Origin of the sequence: Lysinibacillus sp. RC46 (genome assembly GCF_041262385.1) — a bacterium.
Lineage (GTDB): Bacteria > Bacillota > Bacilli > Bacillales_A > Planococcaceae > Lysinibacillus.
Window position 1 is genome coordinate 1 of the sequence record NZ_JBGCCF010000054.1, and the last position, 17,633, is coordinate 17,633.

Annotated in this window: 14 protein-coding genes; 6 read left to right on the plus strand and 8 right to left on the minus strand. The window is 37.8% G+C overall.

Annotated features, from left to right (window positions below):
* Window positions 1–114 precede the first annotated feature (114 nt).
* Window positions 115–276, plus strand: coding sequence for a hypothetical protein (locus ABH966_RS26075; RefSeq protein ID WP_370083510.1), 162 nt, complete (start codon window positions 115–117; stop codon window positions 274–276).
* 253 nt (window positions 277–529) lie between these two features.
* On the opposite strand, the gene argS is transcribed toward ABH966_RS26075, so the two are convergent.
* The gene (gene argS, locus ABH966_RS26080; RefSeq protein ID WP_370083512.1) at window positions 530–2,197 is read right to left on the minus strand and encodes an arginine--tRNA ligase; all 1,668 of its coding nucleotides are present in this window, start codon (window positions 2,195–2,197) and stop codon (window positions 530–532) included.
* Window positions 2,197–2,628 (minus strand): YwiB family protein, encoded by a 432-nt coding sequence (locus tag ABH966_RS26085; protein ID WP_370083514.1) that lies wholly within the window; start codon window positions 2,626–2,628, stop codon window positions 2,197–2,199. Before ABH966_RS26085 ends, argS begins: the two co-directional genes overlap by 1 nt.
* Before the next feature lie 205 nt (window positions 2,629–2,833).
* On the opposite strand from ABH966_RS26085, the gene ABH966_RS26090 reads away from it, so the two are divergent.
* Window positions 2,834–3,769 carry a threonine ammonia-lyase gene (locus tag ABH966_RS26090; RefSeq protein ID WP_370083516.1) on the plus strand — a complete coding sequence of 312 codons (936 nt, stop codon included), beginning with the start codon at window positions 2,834–2,836 and terminating at the stop codon, window positions 3,767–3,769.
* 64 nt (window positions 3,770–3,833) lie between these two features.
* Here ABH966_RS26090 and ABH966_RS26095 read toward each other — a convergent pair whose 3' ends face one another.
* The 3 genes from ABH966_RS26095 to ABH966_RS26105 all read right to left on the minus strand — a co-directional run bounded on the left by ABH966_RS26095 (window position 3,834) and on the right by ABH966_RS26105 (window position 6,003).
* Window positions 3,834–4,595, minus strand: a complete 762-nt coding sequence (locus ABH966_RS26095; RefSeq protein WP_370083518.1) for a CPBP family intramembrane glutamic endopeptidase — start codon at window positions 4,593–4,595, stop codon at window positions 3,834–3,836.
* Window positions 4,592–5,161 carry a TetR/AcrR family transcriptional regulator gene (locus ABH966_RS26100; RefSeq protein WP_370083520.1) on the minus strand — a complete coding sequence of 190 codons (570 nt, stop codon included), beginning with the start codon at window positions 5,159–5,161 and terminating at the stop codon, window positions 4,592–4,594. Before ABH966_RS26100 ends, ABH966_RS26095 begins: the two co-directional genes overlap by 4 nt.
* Window positions 5,162–5,538: 377 nt before the next feature.
* Window positions 5,539–6,003: a winged helix-turn-helix transcriptional regulator gene (locus ABH966_RS26105; protein WP_370083521.1), complete on the minus strand. Its 465-nt coding sequence runs from the start codon at window positions 6,001–6,003 to the stop codon at window positions 5,539–5,541.
* Between the two features lie 166 nt (window positions 6,004–6,169).
* On the opposite strand from ABH966_RS26105, the gene ABH966_RS26110 reads away from it, so the two are divergent.
* Window positions 6,170–6,886 carry a 3-ketoacyl-ACP reductase gene (locus tag ABH966_RS26110; protein ID WP_370083522.1) on the plus strand — a complete coding sequence of 239 codons (717 nt, stop codon included), beginning with the start codon at window positions 6,170–6,172 and terminating at the stop codon, window positions 6,884–6,886.
* A 217-nt stretch (window positions 6,887–7,103) separates the two neighbouring features.
* Here ABH966_RS26110 and speB read toward each other — a convergent pair whose 3' ends face one another.
* Window positions 7,104–7,976, minus strand: a complete 873-nt coding sequence (gene speB / locus ABH966_RS26115) for an agmatinase (protein ID WP_142509221.1) — start codon at window positions 7,974–7,976, stop codon at window positions 7,104–7,106.
* Between the two features lie 405 nt (window positions 7,977–8,381).
* On the opposite strand from speB, the gene ABH966_RS26120 reads away from it, so the two are divergent.
* Complete coding sequence (locus ABH966_RS26120; RefSeq protein WP_370083525.1) at window positions 8,382–10,436, plus strand: transglycosylase domain-containing protein; 2,055 nt, start codon at window positions 8,382–8,384, stop codon at window positions 10,434–10,436.
* Window positions 10,437–10,781: 345 nt separating this feature from the next.
* Here ABH966_RS26120 and ABH966_RS26125 read toward each other — a convergent pair whose 3' ends face one another.
* Window positions 10,782–11,297 (minus strand): YwhD family protein, encoded by a 516-nt coding sequence (locus tag ABH966_RS26125; protein WP_370083527.1) that lies wholly within the window; start codon window positions 11,295–11,297, stop codon window positions 10,782–10,784.
* Between the two features lie 167 nt (window positions 11,298–11,464).
* Between ABH966_RS26125 and ABH966_RS26130 the strand changes: the two genes are divergently transcribed.
* Window positions 11,465–11,650, plus strand: a complete 186-nt coding sequence (locus ABH966_RS26130) for a 2-hydroxymuconate tautomerase (RefSeq protein ID WP_053484500.1) — start codon at window positions 11,465–11,467, stop codon at window positions 11,648–11,650.
* A 282-nt stretch (window positions 11,651–11,932) separates the two neighbouring features.
* Window positions 11,933–12,601: a class A sortase gene (locus tag ABH966_RS26135; protein ID WP_370083529.1), complete on the plus strand. Its 669-nt coding sequence runs from the start codon at window positions 11,933–11,935 to the stop codon at window positions 12,599–12,601.
* A gap of 53 nt (window positions 12,602–12,654) precedes the next feature.
* Here the strand turns inward: ABH966_RS26135 and ABH966_RS26140 are convergent.
* On the minus strand, window positions 12,655–17,633 hold a 4,979-nt coding region (locus ABH966_RS26140; RefSeq protein WP_370083531.1), incomplete at its 5' end, for a collagen binding domain-containing protein.

The window sequence follows — 17,633 nt, forward strand, 5'->3', positions numbered from 1 at the left end:
TTTCCGTCGCTTTGGCGATTCATTCCGTCACTTTGACTGTTCTATCCGTCACTTCTGCTTCTATCCGTCGATTCGTCTGTTGCTTCCGTCGCTCTTGTGGGGCTTTCCGTCGCTTTGGCGATTCATTCCGTCACTTTGACTGTTCTATCCGTCACTTCTGCTTCTATCCGTCGATTCGTCTGTTGCTTCCGTCGCTCTGACGGGGCTTTCCGTCGCTTCGAAGGGCCTATCCGTCGGGTTGGCGAGTTTATCCGCCAAGTCCTTAATATTATGTAAAATTCTATACAAAGTTTTTCAACCCTGACTTTAGTTTTGTTAAATTGTGCAGCTTATGTTGGAATTCGCCGCTAAAAGTGTGAATTGCGCCGCTAACCAAAGGAGGAACGCCGCCAAAACCCGAAATTCCGCCGCTAACCAAGCAAGGAACGCCGCTAAAACCTGAAATTCCGCCGCTAACCACAAGATCAAATCCATTTCAACAGAAAAAACCCCCGGCACATTGTCGTGCCGGGGGCTAGAGAGACTAGTATTACATTTTTTCCGGTGCAGATACGCCGATTAAGCGTAATGCGTTGGCAATTGTTGTACGTACAGCAGTAATAAGGGCTAAGCGAGCTTCTGTTAGCTCTTTATTTGAAGCGTCTAATACTTTTTCAGCGTTATAGAAGCTGTGGAATGCAGCTGCTGTGTCTTGAATATAGTTGGCGATACGGTGTGGTGTACGGTGCTTCGCAGCATCTGCTACCACTTTCGGGAAGTCGCCCACTTTTTTCAGTAAATCAATTTCTTTTTCTGCAGTTAACAGAGTTAAATGATCTGTTGTTGCAGCAAAGCCTTGCTCATTCGCTGAGCGTAAAATTGAAGAAATACGTGCATGCGCATATTGTGCGTAATACACTGGGTTTTCGTTTGATTGAGATACGGCAAGGTCAAGGTCAAAGTCCATGTGAGAATCGCCGGCAGTTTTCACGAAGAAGTAACGTACTGCATCTAAGCCAACCTCTTCTACAAGCTCACGCATTGTAACAGCGTTCCCTGTACGTTTAGACATTTTGAATTTCTCACCGTTTTTATAAAGCTGAACCATTTGGATGATTTCCACTTCAAGCGTATCACGGTCGTAGCCAAGCGCTTGAATAGCAGCCTTCATACGTGGGATATAGCCGTGGTGGTCAGCTCCCCAAATATTAATTAATTTATCGAAGCCACGTACAATTTTATCCTCATGGTATGCGATATCTGGAGTTAGATATGTGAAAGAACCATCGTTTTTAATTAACACGCGGTCTTTATCGTCACCAAATGTTGTTGAACGGAACCAAGTAGCGCCCTCTTCTTCAAATACATGACCATTGGCTTTCAGTTTATCTAACGCTACTTCGATTTTACCGTTTTCGTATAGTGAAGTTTCTGAATACCATACATTAAAGTTTACACGGAAGTTAGCAAGGTCTGTTTTTAACTTATCTAATTCTAACGCTAAACCATGTTGACGGAAGAATGCAAAACGTTCTTCATCAGATTTTGCTAAAATTGCATCGCCATGCTCGCCTGCCAGTTTACCAGCGATTTCAATAATATCTTGACCGTGGTAGCCGTCCTCTGGCATCTCAGCATCCATTCCTAAAGCTTGCTTATAACGCGCTTCAAGTGAATAAGCTAAGTTATTAATTTGGTTACCCGCATCGTTAATGTAGTACTCACGAGATACATCGAAACCTGCCATATCTAATACGTTACATAATGAATCCCCTACAGAAGCTCCACGTGCGTGACCTAAATGAAGATCACCTGTTGGATTTGCAGATACGAATTCAACTTGAACTTTTTCACCCGCACCAGCATTAGAACGACCATAATCAGCACCTTGCTCAAGCACTGCTTTTACTACACCTGTTAAGAAATCTTTACGTACAGTAATATTCATGAAACCAGGGCCAGCAATATCGATTTTCTCAATATCAGTGCCTGCTGTGTCAAGATTTTCTAAAATAGCTTCTGCAACCGCACGAGGTGGTTTTTTTGCTAATTTCGTTAATTGCATAGCAATATTTGTTGCATAGTCTCCGTTTGCTTTATCCTTCGGTGTTTCAAGGTGAATATTTAATTCTGTGCCAGCCTCGACTAAGCCAGCTTTTTCAACAGCCTGCGCAATCGCTGCTTTAATGGCTTGTTGTACTTGTTCTACTGCGTTCATCATTGTACCTCCGTAAATGTAATATCTAATTTATAATTGCCAACGGATTGCCCACCCATTAGTAAATCGTACTGTACATGGAAATCTCCGCTTACTGCCTGTTTTGTATACGTCATTTTTTTTGTGTGGATGACGAGTGGCATTGAACCGAATTCACTTTCATAATGACCTATCTGTTGTTCAATTATGTTAAGTGGTAGTCGCATTTTTACTGCTCCAGTACGCATAATTAATGCCTGTTCATTGCCTAGCTTCATAGTTGTGCGGATGGTTTTATCCTCCTGCACCTCTTCATATTTCAAATACATGCTTCCTGCTTTTTCAAGTAGCTGCCCTGTCAGCCACATTTCATAACTTTCAGAATCACCATCAATCGGGCGAATCGTAGAAATGAGCTTAATGTTCACCTGCGATCTTGCTTCGTTCGCCATTATGGACGCTCCCTTTTAATGTTTTTACTATAACCTTTTTATTATAGGATGAATCCTCATATTTTTTCAAGGTAGAAGTAAGTATTCCATCCGATGTGGCAGTAATTTGTTCATTATTTAATGATTGACACAATTCACCTGCAAATCTACAGTTATATTAAATAATTCGAATATTCAATCACTTTTACGAAATGAGGGTTACTGTATGTTAACACTTGAACAAATTCATGCTGCTAAACGAAGAATTTCATCTTATATATATGAAACGCCTATTATTCGATTAAATGGGCTCGATCAATTTTTAGGATGTCACGTCTATATAAAAGCCGAGAATATGCAAAAAACAAACTCCTTTAAGCTTCGAGGGGCTCTCAATAAAATGCTTTCCATGCCGTTAGAACAATTACAAAAAGGCGTAGTCGCTGCATCCTCAGGTAATCATGGCAAAGGTGTTGCCTATGCTGCCAAGCTATTAAATAGTAAGGCGACAATTGTTCTACCAGATTCAGCTCCTACCATTAAGATTGATGGAATACGTGCCTTAGGTGCAGAGATTGTACAATGTAAGCTGGCAGAAAGACATGTACTAACAGAAAAACTCAGTCGTGATCATGGCTTTTGCAACATACATCCTTATAATGATTACGATATTATGGCAGGACAAGGAACAGCAGGTTTGGAAATATTAGCACAGCTTCCTGATGTAGATACTATTGTTGTTCCTATTGGTGGTGGTGGATTAATTAGTGGCGTTGCAACTGCTGTAAAATCTATGGCCCCTCATATTAAAATAATCGGTGTGGAGCCTGCTGTCGTATCGCGTTATAGCAAAAGCTTAAAAGCTGGCGAAAGATTGCTGTTAGCGGAACAAAAATCTTTGGCTGATGCTCTACTAACTTTACAGCCTGGGGAACGGAACTTCCCAATTGTTCAACAGCTTGTCGATGAGGTTGTAAGTGTGGATGAAGTATTAATTCAACGCGGGATAAAAACCTTACTTTCAGAGGGTAAAATTATTGCAGAACCCTCCTCTTCTATCGGCATTGGCGCTGCCCTGCAAGGAGCTTTACCTATTCGTACAAATGAAAAAGTGTGCTTCCTTATTTCAGGAGGAAATGTTGGATTAGAAGCTTTGACATAAGAAAAATAGACAAAAAAAGCATCTGCTCAAATTTAACGAGTAGATGCTTTTTTGCTTGTCGTGTTTAAACGTAACTCTCAGGATTTTTTAAATTCATAACAGCCTTTTTAGGAAATAAAGCTCTCCAGAAATAAATTGCGAGACCAATTAACACTAGAACATGAAAGATATAAAGAGAAGTAGCAAGAACCGTAGGCTCACTTTGATCAGTCAAGAAAGCAATAAAATCATGCGAAGCGTGCCAGACAATCGGGAAAATAATACTTTTTGTCTTTGCAACAATTTCTGCACAAACTAACCCAAAGAGGAATGCAAAAGCTACTTGTAGTAATGTCAATAAGAAATCTTGACCGGCAAATAAATTTTCAAGATGCCCAATCCCAAACAAAATAGAGGAACCTATAATAGCCGTTTTAAGCCCTTTTGCTGATAAATATTTGAAAATTAGGCCCCGGAAAATAAACTCTTCATAAAAACCAACGGCAATAACAAATAGAAGCAAAATAAATACATATTGCGCAGAAAAACCATCTCGATCTGTAATACCACTAAAGAATGCAATCAACTCAGAAATAACGATAACAGCCATCCATGCCTCTACTTTAAACTTTCTAAATCCGAAATCTTGGAAAGAGAATTTACTTTTTTTCATGATCCAAAGAGTAACTAGTGCACCAACTGCAAAGGCAATAAATCGAATTAAATCTATAGAACTTAAGCTACTTATATTTTTGACAGTTATAATTGCACCAGCTATGAAAGGAAAAACAAGTGCAAGTAAAGTAAATAATATCGATAAAAGAATAGGCGAATTTTTTATTCTCATTTATTTTCTCCATTCAATAATTTTAGTTTAACGCCTTCAAAAACGTCTTTTAAAATACCCTCAATTTCCGAGCTATCTAAATCGCAAGTATTCGTCGCACACATTGTCGCAATACCATGTGTTGTTAACCATATCTCTATAAATAGAGATTTTGCAGAGGCTTGTGTTAATCCTGTTAATTTAGAAATTAGAGTTATAATTCCTTGGTTTTCTACATCATTTACTAATTCCGAAAAGCTCGAGATCTTATATTTATTGGATAGGAATAACAGCTCAAATAACCTTTTTTCTTCGCGAGCAAAGTTAATATAAGCTAATCCCATCCCTAAAAAAGAACTTTCTTGCAAGCCCTGAAACATTCTTTCGTTGTAAAGATTCTCAGCCCTTTCATATATTGCATACTTCAAATCGTCCATACTCGAGAATAATCGAAATATAGGCTTTGTCGAACAGCCTAACTCTTTTGCTAGATCTCTTGCATTCACACTATCAATGCCACTCTTCTTAACCATTTCAAAAGCACAATCCAATAAAATTTCCTCTGTAAACCGCTCTTTTGGTGCCAAAAAAATTTACCTCCTTTCGATAGGTAACGTTTGTTACCTATAATGTAACAGTGTTTTCCTATTAATGTCAATAATGTATTCAAAAAATTTTCCAAAGAAATAAAAAAAGCTCACTTTGAAATGAGCCTCCTTTTTCCCCTCAATAGCTATTGTGATAAACAACGGTATCCTTGGAATGATTATGTTAGTCAAGCTTTAAAAGCAAGTGAGGCTAAAAGCGAGCTCATTACGCCTCCCCACTTTTAGCCCCACATTAATCAATTATGCCGAGGCATAATTGCGTCCGGAATCGACTTTGTGCTTACACAAAGAACTCCTTTTCTATTCCGTGACATCCGCTGAAAGAAGTTAAATAAATTGTTTTACCTATCCTAAAATCATTTATCTTTGCAATTTGTTATATTTGCGACTGATGTTTCACTTTCGCAGTATCGGCTATTTAAATCATCGGAAATGACTTCATTATTTTTCTCATTGCTTTCTTGTTTAATTTGATTAATTCTTTTTTTGCCCCAACCATACATCATCTCAACAATTGGTAATAACGTCATCCCTAGTTCTGTCATGGAATATTCGACTTTTGGAGGAACTTCTGGAAACACTTCTCGATGAACAATCCCATCTTCCATCAGTTCACGTAATTGGTTTGTTAATATCTTATGAGATATTTTCGGAAAAAGTCTTTGAAGCTCACTGAAACGATGCGTCCCTTCTACACCTAAATGCCACAAAATCACAACTTTCCATTTCCCGCTAATGATCGATAAGGTAAGTTCTTTTTCACAATGGTAATCGTTATTTAATATTCTCTCTTTTATCTCTTCTCTTAATTTATCTGACATAGAGCTAGCTCCCTTTTCATATAAGTAACTTTTAGTAACCTCCGCACCAAAAAGTGCACTCTTCACAATGTATAAAACCGTAGTAAAATGAGGATAGTCTTAAAGACAAATCTTAATCTATTTTTTCGTCTAAATAAAATGATCTTAACTGAAGGAGCAAAAAAACATGCAAACAATCGCAGGGAAAGTGGCGTTGATTACAGGGGCAGGACGTGGAATCGGACGTGCAACAGCAGTAGCTTTTGCGCAAGAAGGTATTCACGTAGGTCTTGTTGGACGTACTCTTGAAAATTTACAACAAGTAGCAGAGGAACTTAAGCAGTATGATGTGAAGGTTGCAATCGCTGTGGCAAATGTAGCGGATTTAGATTCTATTACCGCAGCCGTTGAATCTATTCGCGGCGAGCTTGGCGCCATCGATATTTTAGTAAACAATGCCGGCATTTCAAAATTCGGTAACTTCATGGACTTAACGCCTGAAGAATGGACAAATATTATCGATGTTAACGTAAAAGGTGTGTACTACACAACACGCGCTGTATTACCAGAGATGATAGAGCGTAATACAGGAGACATCATTAATATCTCATCAACAGCTGGTCAAAAAGGTGCACCGATTACAAGCGCATACTCAGCTTCAAAAGCTGCGGTTATCGGACTAAGTGAATCATTAATGCTTGAAGTACGTAAGAAAAACATTCGCGTTACAACTTTAACGCCAAGTACAGTTGCTACGGATATGGCAGTTGAGCTTAACTTAACAGATGGCAATCCAGAAAAAGTGATGCAAGCAGAAGATTTAGCAGATTTAATGGTTGCACAGCTAAAACTTCATCCACGTGTTGTATTAAAACATGCTGGACTTTGGTCTACGAACCCTTAATAGAACTATTCGAAATATCAAGGCGCTATCTTTTGGATGGCGTCTTTTTTTATATTGATAAGGAAAATGGGGCTAGCTTATCGCTAACCCCATTCTAATCGCTTCATTTCGAAGACCCTACTTATTTGTAAAATCATTTCTCTTAGCAATTTAGAAGCTGTATTTGCGACTGGCGTTTCACTTTCGTCGCAGAATGCATTATTAGTGTTTTATTGCTTTATTTAATCCAGCCCAGAATCATTTCTCTAAGCAATTTAGAAGCTGTATTTGCTGTCATTTCGGATGAGTCGTAGATTGGTGCTACTTCAACTAGGTCAAAGCCCACTACATTGACGTTACTTGCTGCAATCGCATGGATGGACGCTAGTAATTCTTTTGATGTAATGCCTCCGCAATCTACTGTTCCTGTACCTGGTGCATGCGCTGGGTCAAGTACATCTATATCAATCGTAACGTAAACATTACGTCCCGCTAAAGACGGTAATACTTCTTTTAATGGTTCTAGCACTTCAAATTTCGAAATGTGCATGCCATTTTCCTTTGCCCATTCGAATTCTTCCTTCATACCTGAACGAATACCAAATGAATAGACATTTTTTGGTCCGATATGTTCAGCAATTTTACGAATAGGCGTAGAGTGAGAAAGTGGCTCCCCTTCATATTCTACACGTAAGTCTGTATGTGCATCGAAGTGGATAATTGCTAGGTCATCATATTTTGCAGATACAGCTTTCATAACAGGCCACGATACTAAATGTTCGCCACCCATACCTACTGGAATCTTGCCATCTGCTAAAAGCTTCTCGATATACTTTTCAATTTCATCTAATGAGCGCTGTGCATTGCCGAATGGTAACGGTATATCACCCGCATCAAAATATTTCACTTCATCTAGCTCACGGTCTAAATATGGGCTATATTCTTCTAGCCCAATAGATACTTCACGGATACGTTGCGGTCCAAAGCGTGAGCCCGGACGATAACTAACTGTCCAGTCCATTGGCATACCATAAATGACCGCCTGAGCATCCTCATATGTAGGATGACTTTTTATAAAAACATTTCCTGAATAAGCTTCATCAAATCTCATTACTCGACCTCCACTATATTAGAAATTACTAAATTCATTTTCACCACTAGAGTTGATATCCGTTCTGGGCGCTTTTCTGGGGCATCCATCTTCACCACTACAATTCTAACAAAATGTCATTCAAATCCTTCGATGATGAACCTTTTATCATTACTCTATTAAGGACTTACAGGAATGTAATGAAACCTCTATCCTTGTATCCTCGTATACATTATTGGAATGTCTAGCAAAATTCGATTAAACTCTACAATGTGTTATTTTTTGTCGAACACTAGCATTTCAACAGTACAAAAAAAGTATAGATGTTTTTGAATAAAGTGCAATAGTTTTTACCAATAATTTCGATTAAATATGAATGTTCAGACACATACTATACGCAAGTGTGAGAAAACGAGGTGAAGTCGGATGCAGAGAAAAAGCTATCAACGTAAACAAAAGCGTGTAAAGCGTACGCGTAAAGCACTTACCCTTTTTATCGCCTTTACATCTGCAATTGTAGTAGCATTTATAGCTTTACGCGTCTATGTTCAAGTGGCTGGTGCCCCACCTTTAACCGTACCTAAAGCCTCTATTTTCTTAGATGAAAATGAGAACCAAATTGGGGATCACTTTACGAATGAACGACGTTATTGGGTTGGGCGTGATGAGATGTCCCCCTATTTATCAAAAGCAGTAGTCGCTGTTGAGGATAAAGATTTTTATAAGCATGGCGGTTTGGATTTTTCTCGTATCGCTGGTGCATTATTAGTGGACCTTAAGGCTGGGGGTAAGGTTCAAGGAGCAAGTACAATTACGCAACAATATGCTCGAAATCTATATCTTTCACATGAAAAATCTTGGACACGAAAATTAAATGAAGCACTGTATGCTTATAGATTAGAAGTTTTTTATAATAAGGATGAAATATTGGAAGGCTACTTAAATACTGTTTACTACGGACATGGGATGTACGGCGTAGAAGCAGCTAGTCGATTTTATTTCGGAAAATCAGCAAAAGACTTAACATTAGCAGAAGCTGCAATGTTAACAGGAATTCCAAAAGGGCCAAGTATTTACTCCCCTATTGTCAATCTAGATAAAGCAACTAATCGCCAACACGTTATTTTAAAACTGATGGCCGATCAAGGTGCTATTACGCAAGATGAAAAAACACGTGCAGAAAGTGAAAAGCTTGTCTTAAAGAATGATAGCTGGGTAGCAGCAAAATCAGTAGCACCATTTTTCCTTGACGTAGCATGGCAAGAGGCTAGTGAAATTTTGAAAGCGAAAAATCTCGACATTAGTGAAGGGGGCTGGACTATCCAAACAACTCTTAATCTAGAACACCAAAAGGCAGCGGAAGAAGCTGTAGCCAAACATATGCCTAATGATGATCTCCAAACTGCTTTTGTAAGTATGAAATCAAAATCAGGCGCCGTTACAGCATTAGTTGGTGGTCGCGACTATGCTACAAGTTCATTTAACCGAGTTACACAGGCAAAACGTCAGCCAGGCTCAACCATTAAACCTATTTTATATGCGGCAGCTTTAGAGAATGGTTATACACCTTTAACCTATTTAAATGTAGGTGAGACAACTTTCACTTATGATCATGGACGTGCCACATATGCACCCAAAAATGTTAATGGCAAATTCGCAAACCATGATATGTCTATGGCCCAAGCTATCGCTATTTCAGATAATATATACGCTGTGAAAACTTTAGAGGAAATTGGATTTAAAGCATTTCATAATATGGCTAATCGCTTCAACGTGAATATCGGTACTAAGGACAATTTATCTATCGCGCTTGGAACGACTGAAACAACATTATATGAAATGACGAATGCTTATAATATTTTAGCATCGCAAGGTAAAAAAACTACGCCTACTACTATTGTTTCTATTAAAAATGCTAATGGCGATATCATCTATGATAATAAAGAAGTTGATAAAGAAGATGAGACTGTTCTCTCAAAAGAAAATACGTATATCTTAACAGAAATGATGACGGGTATTTTCGATCCAGTCTTTAGTGATTATTCTCCTGCTACAGGGATTGGCATTCGCTCTCGCATGACGCATACGTATGCAGCCAAATCTGGCTCTACAAATAGCGATCAGTGGCTAATTGGATTTACACCTAGCTTAACTGCTGGCGTGTGGAACGGCTATGACCAAGGGAAAAATCTAACAGAAAGAGAAGATACTGCATCTACAAAGCAGATTTGGATCGACTTTATGGAGGCTGTCAATAAAGGAACAAAGAACGAAGATTTTGCAAAGCCTAAAAACGTTAAAGGTGCGGTCATCGATATTGAATCAGGTAAGTTAGCAACGGATGCCTGCCCGAAACAACGTCTCGTCTATATGGATGCAAAAGATGTGCCAACTGAAAAATGTTCAAACTTCGATATTCTCGATACAAATACGTGGGGGAAATTCTGGAACATGCTTCCATTCTCCATTTTTAAAGATTAACATGCGGAACCTTTATCAGAGATAGACGTTTTAATTAACGAAGTCTCTCGACAAAGTACAGACATATACGAAAAAGAAAAGCTTTCTCTTCCCCGGAGCCGTGTCCGTGGGAACAGAAAGCTTTTCTTATTTATGGTTCGCGAAGTAGATCAGCATCATGGGGCATTTGGCTTGGGTTTGGGTTGTTCAAATGCCGCATAGTGCTCATCACATTCGCAGAACCAAGTGTCCTAGCTTACTAAAATGTAAGCTCTGCATCAAGTTTACTTCGTTTCAAATCCACTTTCAACCTTATATCGAAGGCGATTGCAAAATGTCACAGATTGTTCAATCATTGCAGGTATATTAAACAAATAAATCTTGACGCAATCGCTCCTCACTACGTGCCCACAAGTCCGGATTAAGCTCTTCTAGGAAAGAAGCTAACATCTTTTTAGATGGTGCATCCATATGTTCTACAATAATATGACGCTTCATCGATTTATCCATTTTATTCACATGATCAGCTAAAATTTTATAGCCACGACGTTTTTCACGATTAACTATCATTTCACACGCCGTTACACCTGCATAGTAAGGTCCATCCGCTTTATGGTCTATTGTCACCCAAACCAACCAATACGGTTTCCCACCTTCTGAATCAGCACGATCTGTCGTAAATTTAATACCTCGTTCCACATCACTGCGAGCATGCATAGCACCAATTTCAACTGATGCCGTCCCCTCTTCTATATCGATAATGACTGGCGATACGTTTTCAAGCGAAAGCGAACCGATACCAAATCCCTTATGTCCGTCTGTTGGGTCATTTTTAATAATAGTAAAGCCCATTTTTTGTTTTGCTTTTTCTTCATTTGCCATACTTTAACTACCTCCGTTCTGCTATTATAAAAGTAAAGCATAGTTAAGCGCATTAGCACCGTAATGAACACGGCACTGACATTGCGCATATGCCTATATACAAGTAAGAAGTTTATACTTTCTTATAAACTAACTATACAACATTATTCAATAAAGGAGGCAATATTATGCCATACGTAACAGTGAAAATGCTTGAAGGTCGTACAGAGGAACAAAAACGCGCACTAGTAAAAGAAGTAACAGAAGCCGTTTCTCGTACAGTTAATGCGCCACCAGAAAATGTAACAGTCTTCATCGAAGAAATGTCTAAAAACCATTACGGTGTTGCAGGCGTGCGCTTCAGCGATAAATAAAGAGTAGGACGGGTAGAGCATAAAAGCTCTACCTATTTTTAACGTATGGGTATCGGCGTTTTTCGGTTTTAGCGGCGATATTTACTGTTTTAGCGGCGGAACTTGACCCTTTAGTGGCGACTTTTACTGCTTTAGCGGCGGAACTTGACCCTTTAGCGGCGATATTTACCGTTTTAGCGGCGGAACTTGACCCTTTAGCGGCGATTCTCACGGTTTTAGCGGCGGAACAGGATCTGTTGTACCGGCAACTCGTAATTTCAATACTAGGATGTGAACTATGAAATGAATAAATTTAAACTATCACTACTTATTTGTATGCTCATCGTTGGCCTCTTACTTATTTTTATTAACCCCATTCAAAATGCAATCATCGCTCATTTGAGTAAACAACTAAATACAACTGATTACAGTGCAGAAGATATAGAAAAAAACAATAATGCGGATGCCGATTTTGAATTTGAAGCAGTGCAATCTCTATCCATTGCGGAAGTTTTAAAAGCTCAAACAACCGCAAATAAAATGCCTGTCATTGGTAGTATCGCTGTTCCTAGTGTTGGTATGAAACTTCCTATCGTCAAAGGAGTTGGTAATGCCTCTCTTGCCGTTGGAGCAGGCACTATGAAGCCTAATCAAAAACTCGGGCAAGGAAACTACGCATTAGCAGGTCATTACTTTGAGGAAAAAGATATTTTATTTGGCCCCTTATACAAAGCGAACATCGGAGATACGATTTATTTAACGGATTTAACGAATATTTATGAGTACAAAATAACGATCAAGGAAATCATCGCTGCAACGGATGTTTATGTTATTAATGACATCCTTGATAAAACTATTTTAACCCTCGTGACATGCGCTGATAGAGGTACGAAACGACTTGCCGTACAAGCAGATTTTGTCGAGCAATATCCATTCGACCAAGCACCTGCAAAACTATCAGAAACTTTTTAGTATAAGAAAAGCCCCAAGATTTTATCATCTTGGGGCTTTCTTATTGAAAATTATTATTTCACTTCTGTATTGCGACGGCGCAATAAGAATAATGCACCTAGAACGAGAGCCACACCAATTAGTGTAAGAGCTGTTTGGTTTGCTCCATTTGTTTGTGGCAGTTTGCCTTGCGCCTTTAACTGCGCTTCCATTTCTTTAGCATCTGCTTTGATTTTGTCAATATCAAGAGATTTTGCTACTTCTTCCTGTTCCTCTTTAGATAACTTGTTGTATTTATCGAGGAAATCCTTATATGCATCTAAAGTGTCTTTATTTGCTGTAGAAGGATTGTATGGCTTTAAGTCTTTCCCTTGGTCAATGACTTCTTGTACAGATGGTTTTCCAGGGTTTGTTGGATTTTTTGAATCTGTTTGGTTACCTGAATCACCTGGATTTGTTGATGGTTTTTCAGGATCAACTGGCTTTTCTGGCTCTGGTGTTGGTTTTTCTGGATTAACTGGTTTTTCCGGATCTGGGTTTGGTTTGTTTGGATCAACTGGTTTTTCCGGATCTGGATTTGGTTTGTTTGGATCAACTGGTTTTTCTGGATCTGGATTTGGTTTGTTTGGATCAACTGGTTTTTCCGGATCTGGATTTGGTTTGTTTGGATCAACTGGTTTTTCCGGATCTGGATTTGGTTTGTTTGGATCAACCGGTTTTTCCGGATCTGGATTTGGACCTGGGCCTGGGCCAGGGTTGGGACCTGGATCAGGTTTTGGTTTTACTAACGCAGAACATGTATCTTTTACAGTAAATAAGCCAATTAAACTACTTCCCTCATATACATAGTACGTACCTTGTTTAATAGCTTCGTTTGGCAATACAACCATTCCAACAACACTAGTTATTAGAACTTCACTGTTGTCTACACCTTTAATGATATTACCATTAGCATCTTTTACTGTTATCTTTGCATTCGCATTAGGCGTTCCAAATATAGTTTGTACTGTTAATGTAAATGAAGGACATGCAGGTGCTGCTGATACTTCTGCTTCACACTTAACTGAATATTTAACTGTTATTTGACCAATGAATAGATCGCCTTGGTACACACTATATTCACCAGAAGGAATTTCATTAGGTTGAATTGTAATTTGACCTAAATTATTTGTCGTTTGGTTAGTAGCAATAATTTTTCCTGTTTCTGCATCTTTAATTGTGATATTGCTAACATTAGGGCGTGGATTGCCATTTTCATCCTTCACCGTTAATGTGAATAGTTCACATTTTGGTGCTGGTTGAACTGTTTTTTCACATTCGATATTTGTTTCGAAAGTACCAATTTCTTCACCATTTACTTCAACTGTGTAAACACCTGGTTCTAAATTAGTTAATTTTATAACACCTGTCGTAGTTTTTGTGCTAATAATTTCGATACCGTCAACATCTTTAACAACGATTGTTGAAGTACCATCAGTAATATTATTACCATCAACGTCTTTTACAGTTAATTCAAACTCTTCGCATTTTGGTGCCTGTTTAACAATAAATTCATGCCCACAGTCTTCTGTATACGTTAAAGTTACTGTTCCTAAGAATTGGTTACCTTCGTATACAGTATACTCTCCTGGCTTCACGCCATTATCAGGATTAATTTTGTTTGATTCAAAAACAAACTTACCTGATGCATCAGTTGATACCTTTACTTCTGTGGTATCTGATTTTAATGTTAACTCTTTAATATTTGTACGGATATTTCCTTCTGTATCTTCAACCACGATTGTGAAGTTTTCACACTTAGGTGCTGGTTGAATACTCGCGTTACAGTTTTCACTGTACTCTACAGTAATCGTTTTTAACGTCTCACCATTATAAATAACATCGTACTGACCTGCTTTAACTTGGTCTGGAGTAAAAGTAACTTTACCGTTTTCAACAGTATGATTTTCTGATAACCCCGTCGATTTACTTACTAATGTTACTGTTCCATCCACTAATTTACCGTCAATATCGTATACCGTTAATTCAAACAGTGAACATTTCAATGGACTTTCTGGTATGTTGGCGATTTCAACAATTTGTTTACCTTCAAAAGGAACTGATGTTGCTTTTTTATCTCGATTTAATGTAAAGATTACATCCGGATTTTCAAAACCATCAACTTTTGTTTCTTTTAATGTATATTTACCCTCAGCTAATTTTAATCCGAAGTCTAATACACCGTTTTCATCTGTTTTAGCGCTAATTAATGGTTTATCACCTGTGTATTGACTGTATAAAGTAAATTCAACATCTTTCATTACTTCGCCTGTTGCAGCATTCGTTTTTACAATAACAAATGGTACTTTAACTGTTGATGCTTGGTTACCATACTTAAAATCAGCAATTGACCAACTATCTTTTCCACTTGTTTGACTGCCACCTTGATAGCTTACTTCTACTTCATTTTCAGCATTAGAGCCTGATTCACCTGTAAATACTGTGTCGTATTCTACATAGTATGCTTCAGTTACATTACCTAAATTAAGAGTGAACGTACCATTTTTCATATCTACATTTAATGTATACGCACTTGGATCTAAAAGTGTCTTCTTTTCAGCTGGATTACTTGGCGTTGTTCCAGACAATGCAACTTTATATACTTTAAATGTATCTTCTAAAATCAATTGTTCCGGGTTACCTTCAGCATCTTTACCTACTGTGTCGGTAATGACTACATTTTCTAATTTGGATTGTGCGTAGTTAAATTTAAAATTCCAGTTAGCTACTGCCGAACCTTTTTCTGCTTGAATACCGTTTTTGTTTAAAATTTTGTCTGTATGATTTACATTAACTGTTTTTGACCACGATGCATTATCACCATCAGCGCTTGTTAATGTAGCTGTATTCGTAATACTTACTGGGTTCCCATGTGGGAATATACCATCTGCATCTACTGATTCATACGTCACCTTATAAGGACGATCAATAACATCCCCTAATTCAAGCTTAATTTCGTTCGCTTTACCTGAAGTGTTTGGAATATTTATTGTTTCTGTTCCTGTGAAAACACCACTTGCATTTAATTCACCTTTTTGCACTACAATATTTTGAACTATTTGTGTATCTGGTAATTTATCCTCAAATACAGCATTTTTTAAAGAATTGTAGTTAAAGTTAAATTCAACATCCCAGTAGAAGGTTTTTGTTTCGTAATTATAATGACCTTCTTTTTTACCATTTGCTTTTTGTTCAGTTCGAACCTTTTGTTTATCTGAAGCAGATGAATTTGATAAATTATCATTTGTCATTGTTACTTCATTATTATATTCAATTGTATTTGTTCCAACATGTCGAATATCGTATTCTGTATCATACGTAATTTCGATAGGCTCATTTATCGCTTTGTTTAAAGTAATTGTAAATCCAGTTTTATTATCCTCATTATTGCTTAAAGTGTAATCTTCTTTATTAACTAATTTATTACCTACTTTTACTTCTAAAGTATTTTCTATTAATTTTAGATTTTTATCTGTAAAAGTATCAACAAACTCCGTGCCAGCAGCTAAATTATAACCAGCTTGGTTCGCCACAATCTTCCATGACATTGTTTTATTTTGATAGTCAATACCATTTGCAGATTTGTTTAGTAATAAATTTATTTTATTATAATTAGAATAATCTACTACCGTTGGTGACATATCTGGGCGTATTACTTCATTTTTTACCGTAAAACTCTCAGTTGGATACACACCATCTTTTGGCTTTGTTACATATTTGATAACATATGGTTCTGTTACAGGAGCATTAAATATTAATTTAAAGCCGTTTCCATCTTTCTCCACTTTGTGAGAAATAGCGGCAGGATTATTACCATCTGCCTCAAATACTTGTACCTCTCCAACTAATTCTTGAGTATCAGTCCAGATGTCTGTTAGTACTGCGTTTTCCTGTGAAATATTGCGGTTATTGAAGTTGTACTTAATTGTCCAATATGTTCCTAAATCACTAGCAGTGGGACCTGTATGCGTTTTTGCTAATGGATCACCAAAGCTCACGTTTACTGGTACAGTAGTGGATTCCCCATTATAAGTTGCCTCATTTTTAAAGGTAGCACTTTTAACATTACCTGGGTCACCAACTTCTGTTTGATACGTAATGCGGTAAGCAGTATGCTTTTCATTCGGCAATGCAATTGTCATTTTGTTGTTATCGAAGATTGGAGTCACAGTGACAGGGTCATTAGAGGCTGTTGTTGTGCCATTAGGTGATACATTTAACTTTGTAATTTTTACAGAATCTTGCTTAAATGTATGCGCGCCTTCTAGTGTATCAACAAAATTTGTAGTGCCTGATGCTTCATTAACTCGTAAATCTGTATTAACTTCAACTTCCCAGTCGATAAACTTACTATTTTTTCCACCATTATCTGCTACACCTAATTTGGACACAGGTTTACCGCTCGTTTTAGGTTGGAAATTCAACTTGATGTTTTCAGTGCCAGGTAAATTAATTGTTTCTTCCCATTCCGTATTACCGCTTGCAAAGTTTGCTTCTAAGCTAAAGTACGCACCTGGCTCAAGGGCTACACCCGTTCCGAAACCATCTCTTAACTCATCGTTAAATGTAATGACGATCTCATTTCCAGTTTTTGAAATTGTACCTACCTCACCATAAGCCGTTCCATTCGGGAATGTGATATCTTCAAAAATATCTGGCAAAGTGTACGTTAAAGTTGTACCTGGACCATATTTATGTCCCGCTGCTAGCTCTAAATGAAATTTAAACTCTGCAGATTGTCCATTAGTAACATTAATACTTTCATTTGAACTCACCTTTGTTCCATTCACAGTAAACTCAACATTTTTAATTACATCAACAGACATAGTTGGATCATACGACGGTGGTGTAGTTTCTTCTTCCAAATCTCCATTTGGATTTTCTCCTTCACCACTAATATCATCATTTCCAGGTTCCTGTGGTGTTTCAGGTTGTTCGACTTCACCCGTGGAACCAGTACTAGTCCCTTCACCATTTCCAGACTCTTTTGGTGTTTCAGGTTGTTCTCCTACAC

Bases quoted from the DNA above. Each gene is read 5' to 3' on its own strand.
- speB (WP_142509221.1), bottom strand. From the start codon at position 7,976: ATGAGATTTGATGAAGCTTATTCAGGAAATGTTTTTATAAAAAGTCAT.
- argS (WP_370083512.1), bottom strand. From the start codon at position 2,197: ATGAACGCAGTAGAACAAGTACAACAAGCCATTAAAGCAGCGATTGCG.
- ABH966_RS26135 (WP_370083529.1), top strand. From the start codon at position 11,933: ATGAATAAATTTAAACTATCACTACTTATTTGTATGCTCATCGTTGGC.
- ABH966_RS26085 (WP_370083514.1), bottom strand. From the start codon at position 2,628: ATGGCGAACGAAGCAAGATCGCAGGTGAACATTAAGCTCATTTCTACG.
- ABH966_RS26120 (WP_370083525.1), top strand. From the start codon at position 8,382: ATGCAGAGAAAAAGCTATCAACGTAAACAAAAGCGTGTAAAGCGTACG.
- ABH966_RS26110 (WP_370083522.1), top strand. From the start codon at position 6,170: ATGCAAACAATCGCAGGGAAAGTGGCGTTGATTACAGGGGCAGGACGT.
- ABH966_RS26105 (WP_370083521.1), bottom strand. From the start codon at position 6,003: ATGTCAGATAAATTAAGAGAAGAGATAAAAGAGAGAATATTAAATAAC.
- ABH966_RS26090 (WP_370083516.1), top strand. From the start codon at position 2,834: ATGTTAACACTTGAACAAATTCATGCTGCTAAACGAAGAATTTCATCT.
- ABH966_RS26130 (WP_053484500.1), top strand. From the start codon at position 11,465: ATGCCATACGTAACAGTGAAAATGCTTGAAGGTCGTACAGAGGAACAA.
- ABH966_RS26095 (WP_370083518.1), bottom strand. From the start codon at position 4,595: ATGAGAATAAAAAATTCGCCTATTCTTTTATCGATATTATTTACTTTA.
- ABH966_RS26125 (WP_370083527.1), bottom strand. From the start codon at position 11,297: ATGGCAAATGAAGAAAAAGCAAAACAAAAAATGGGCTTTACTATTATT.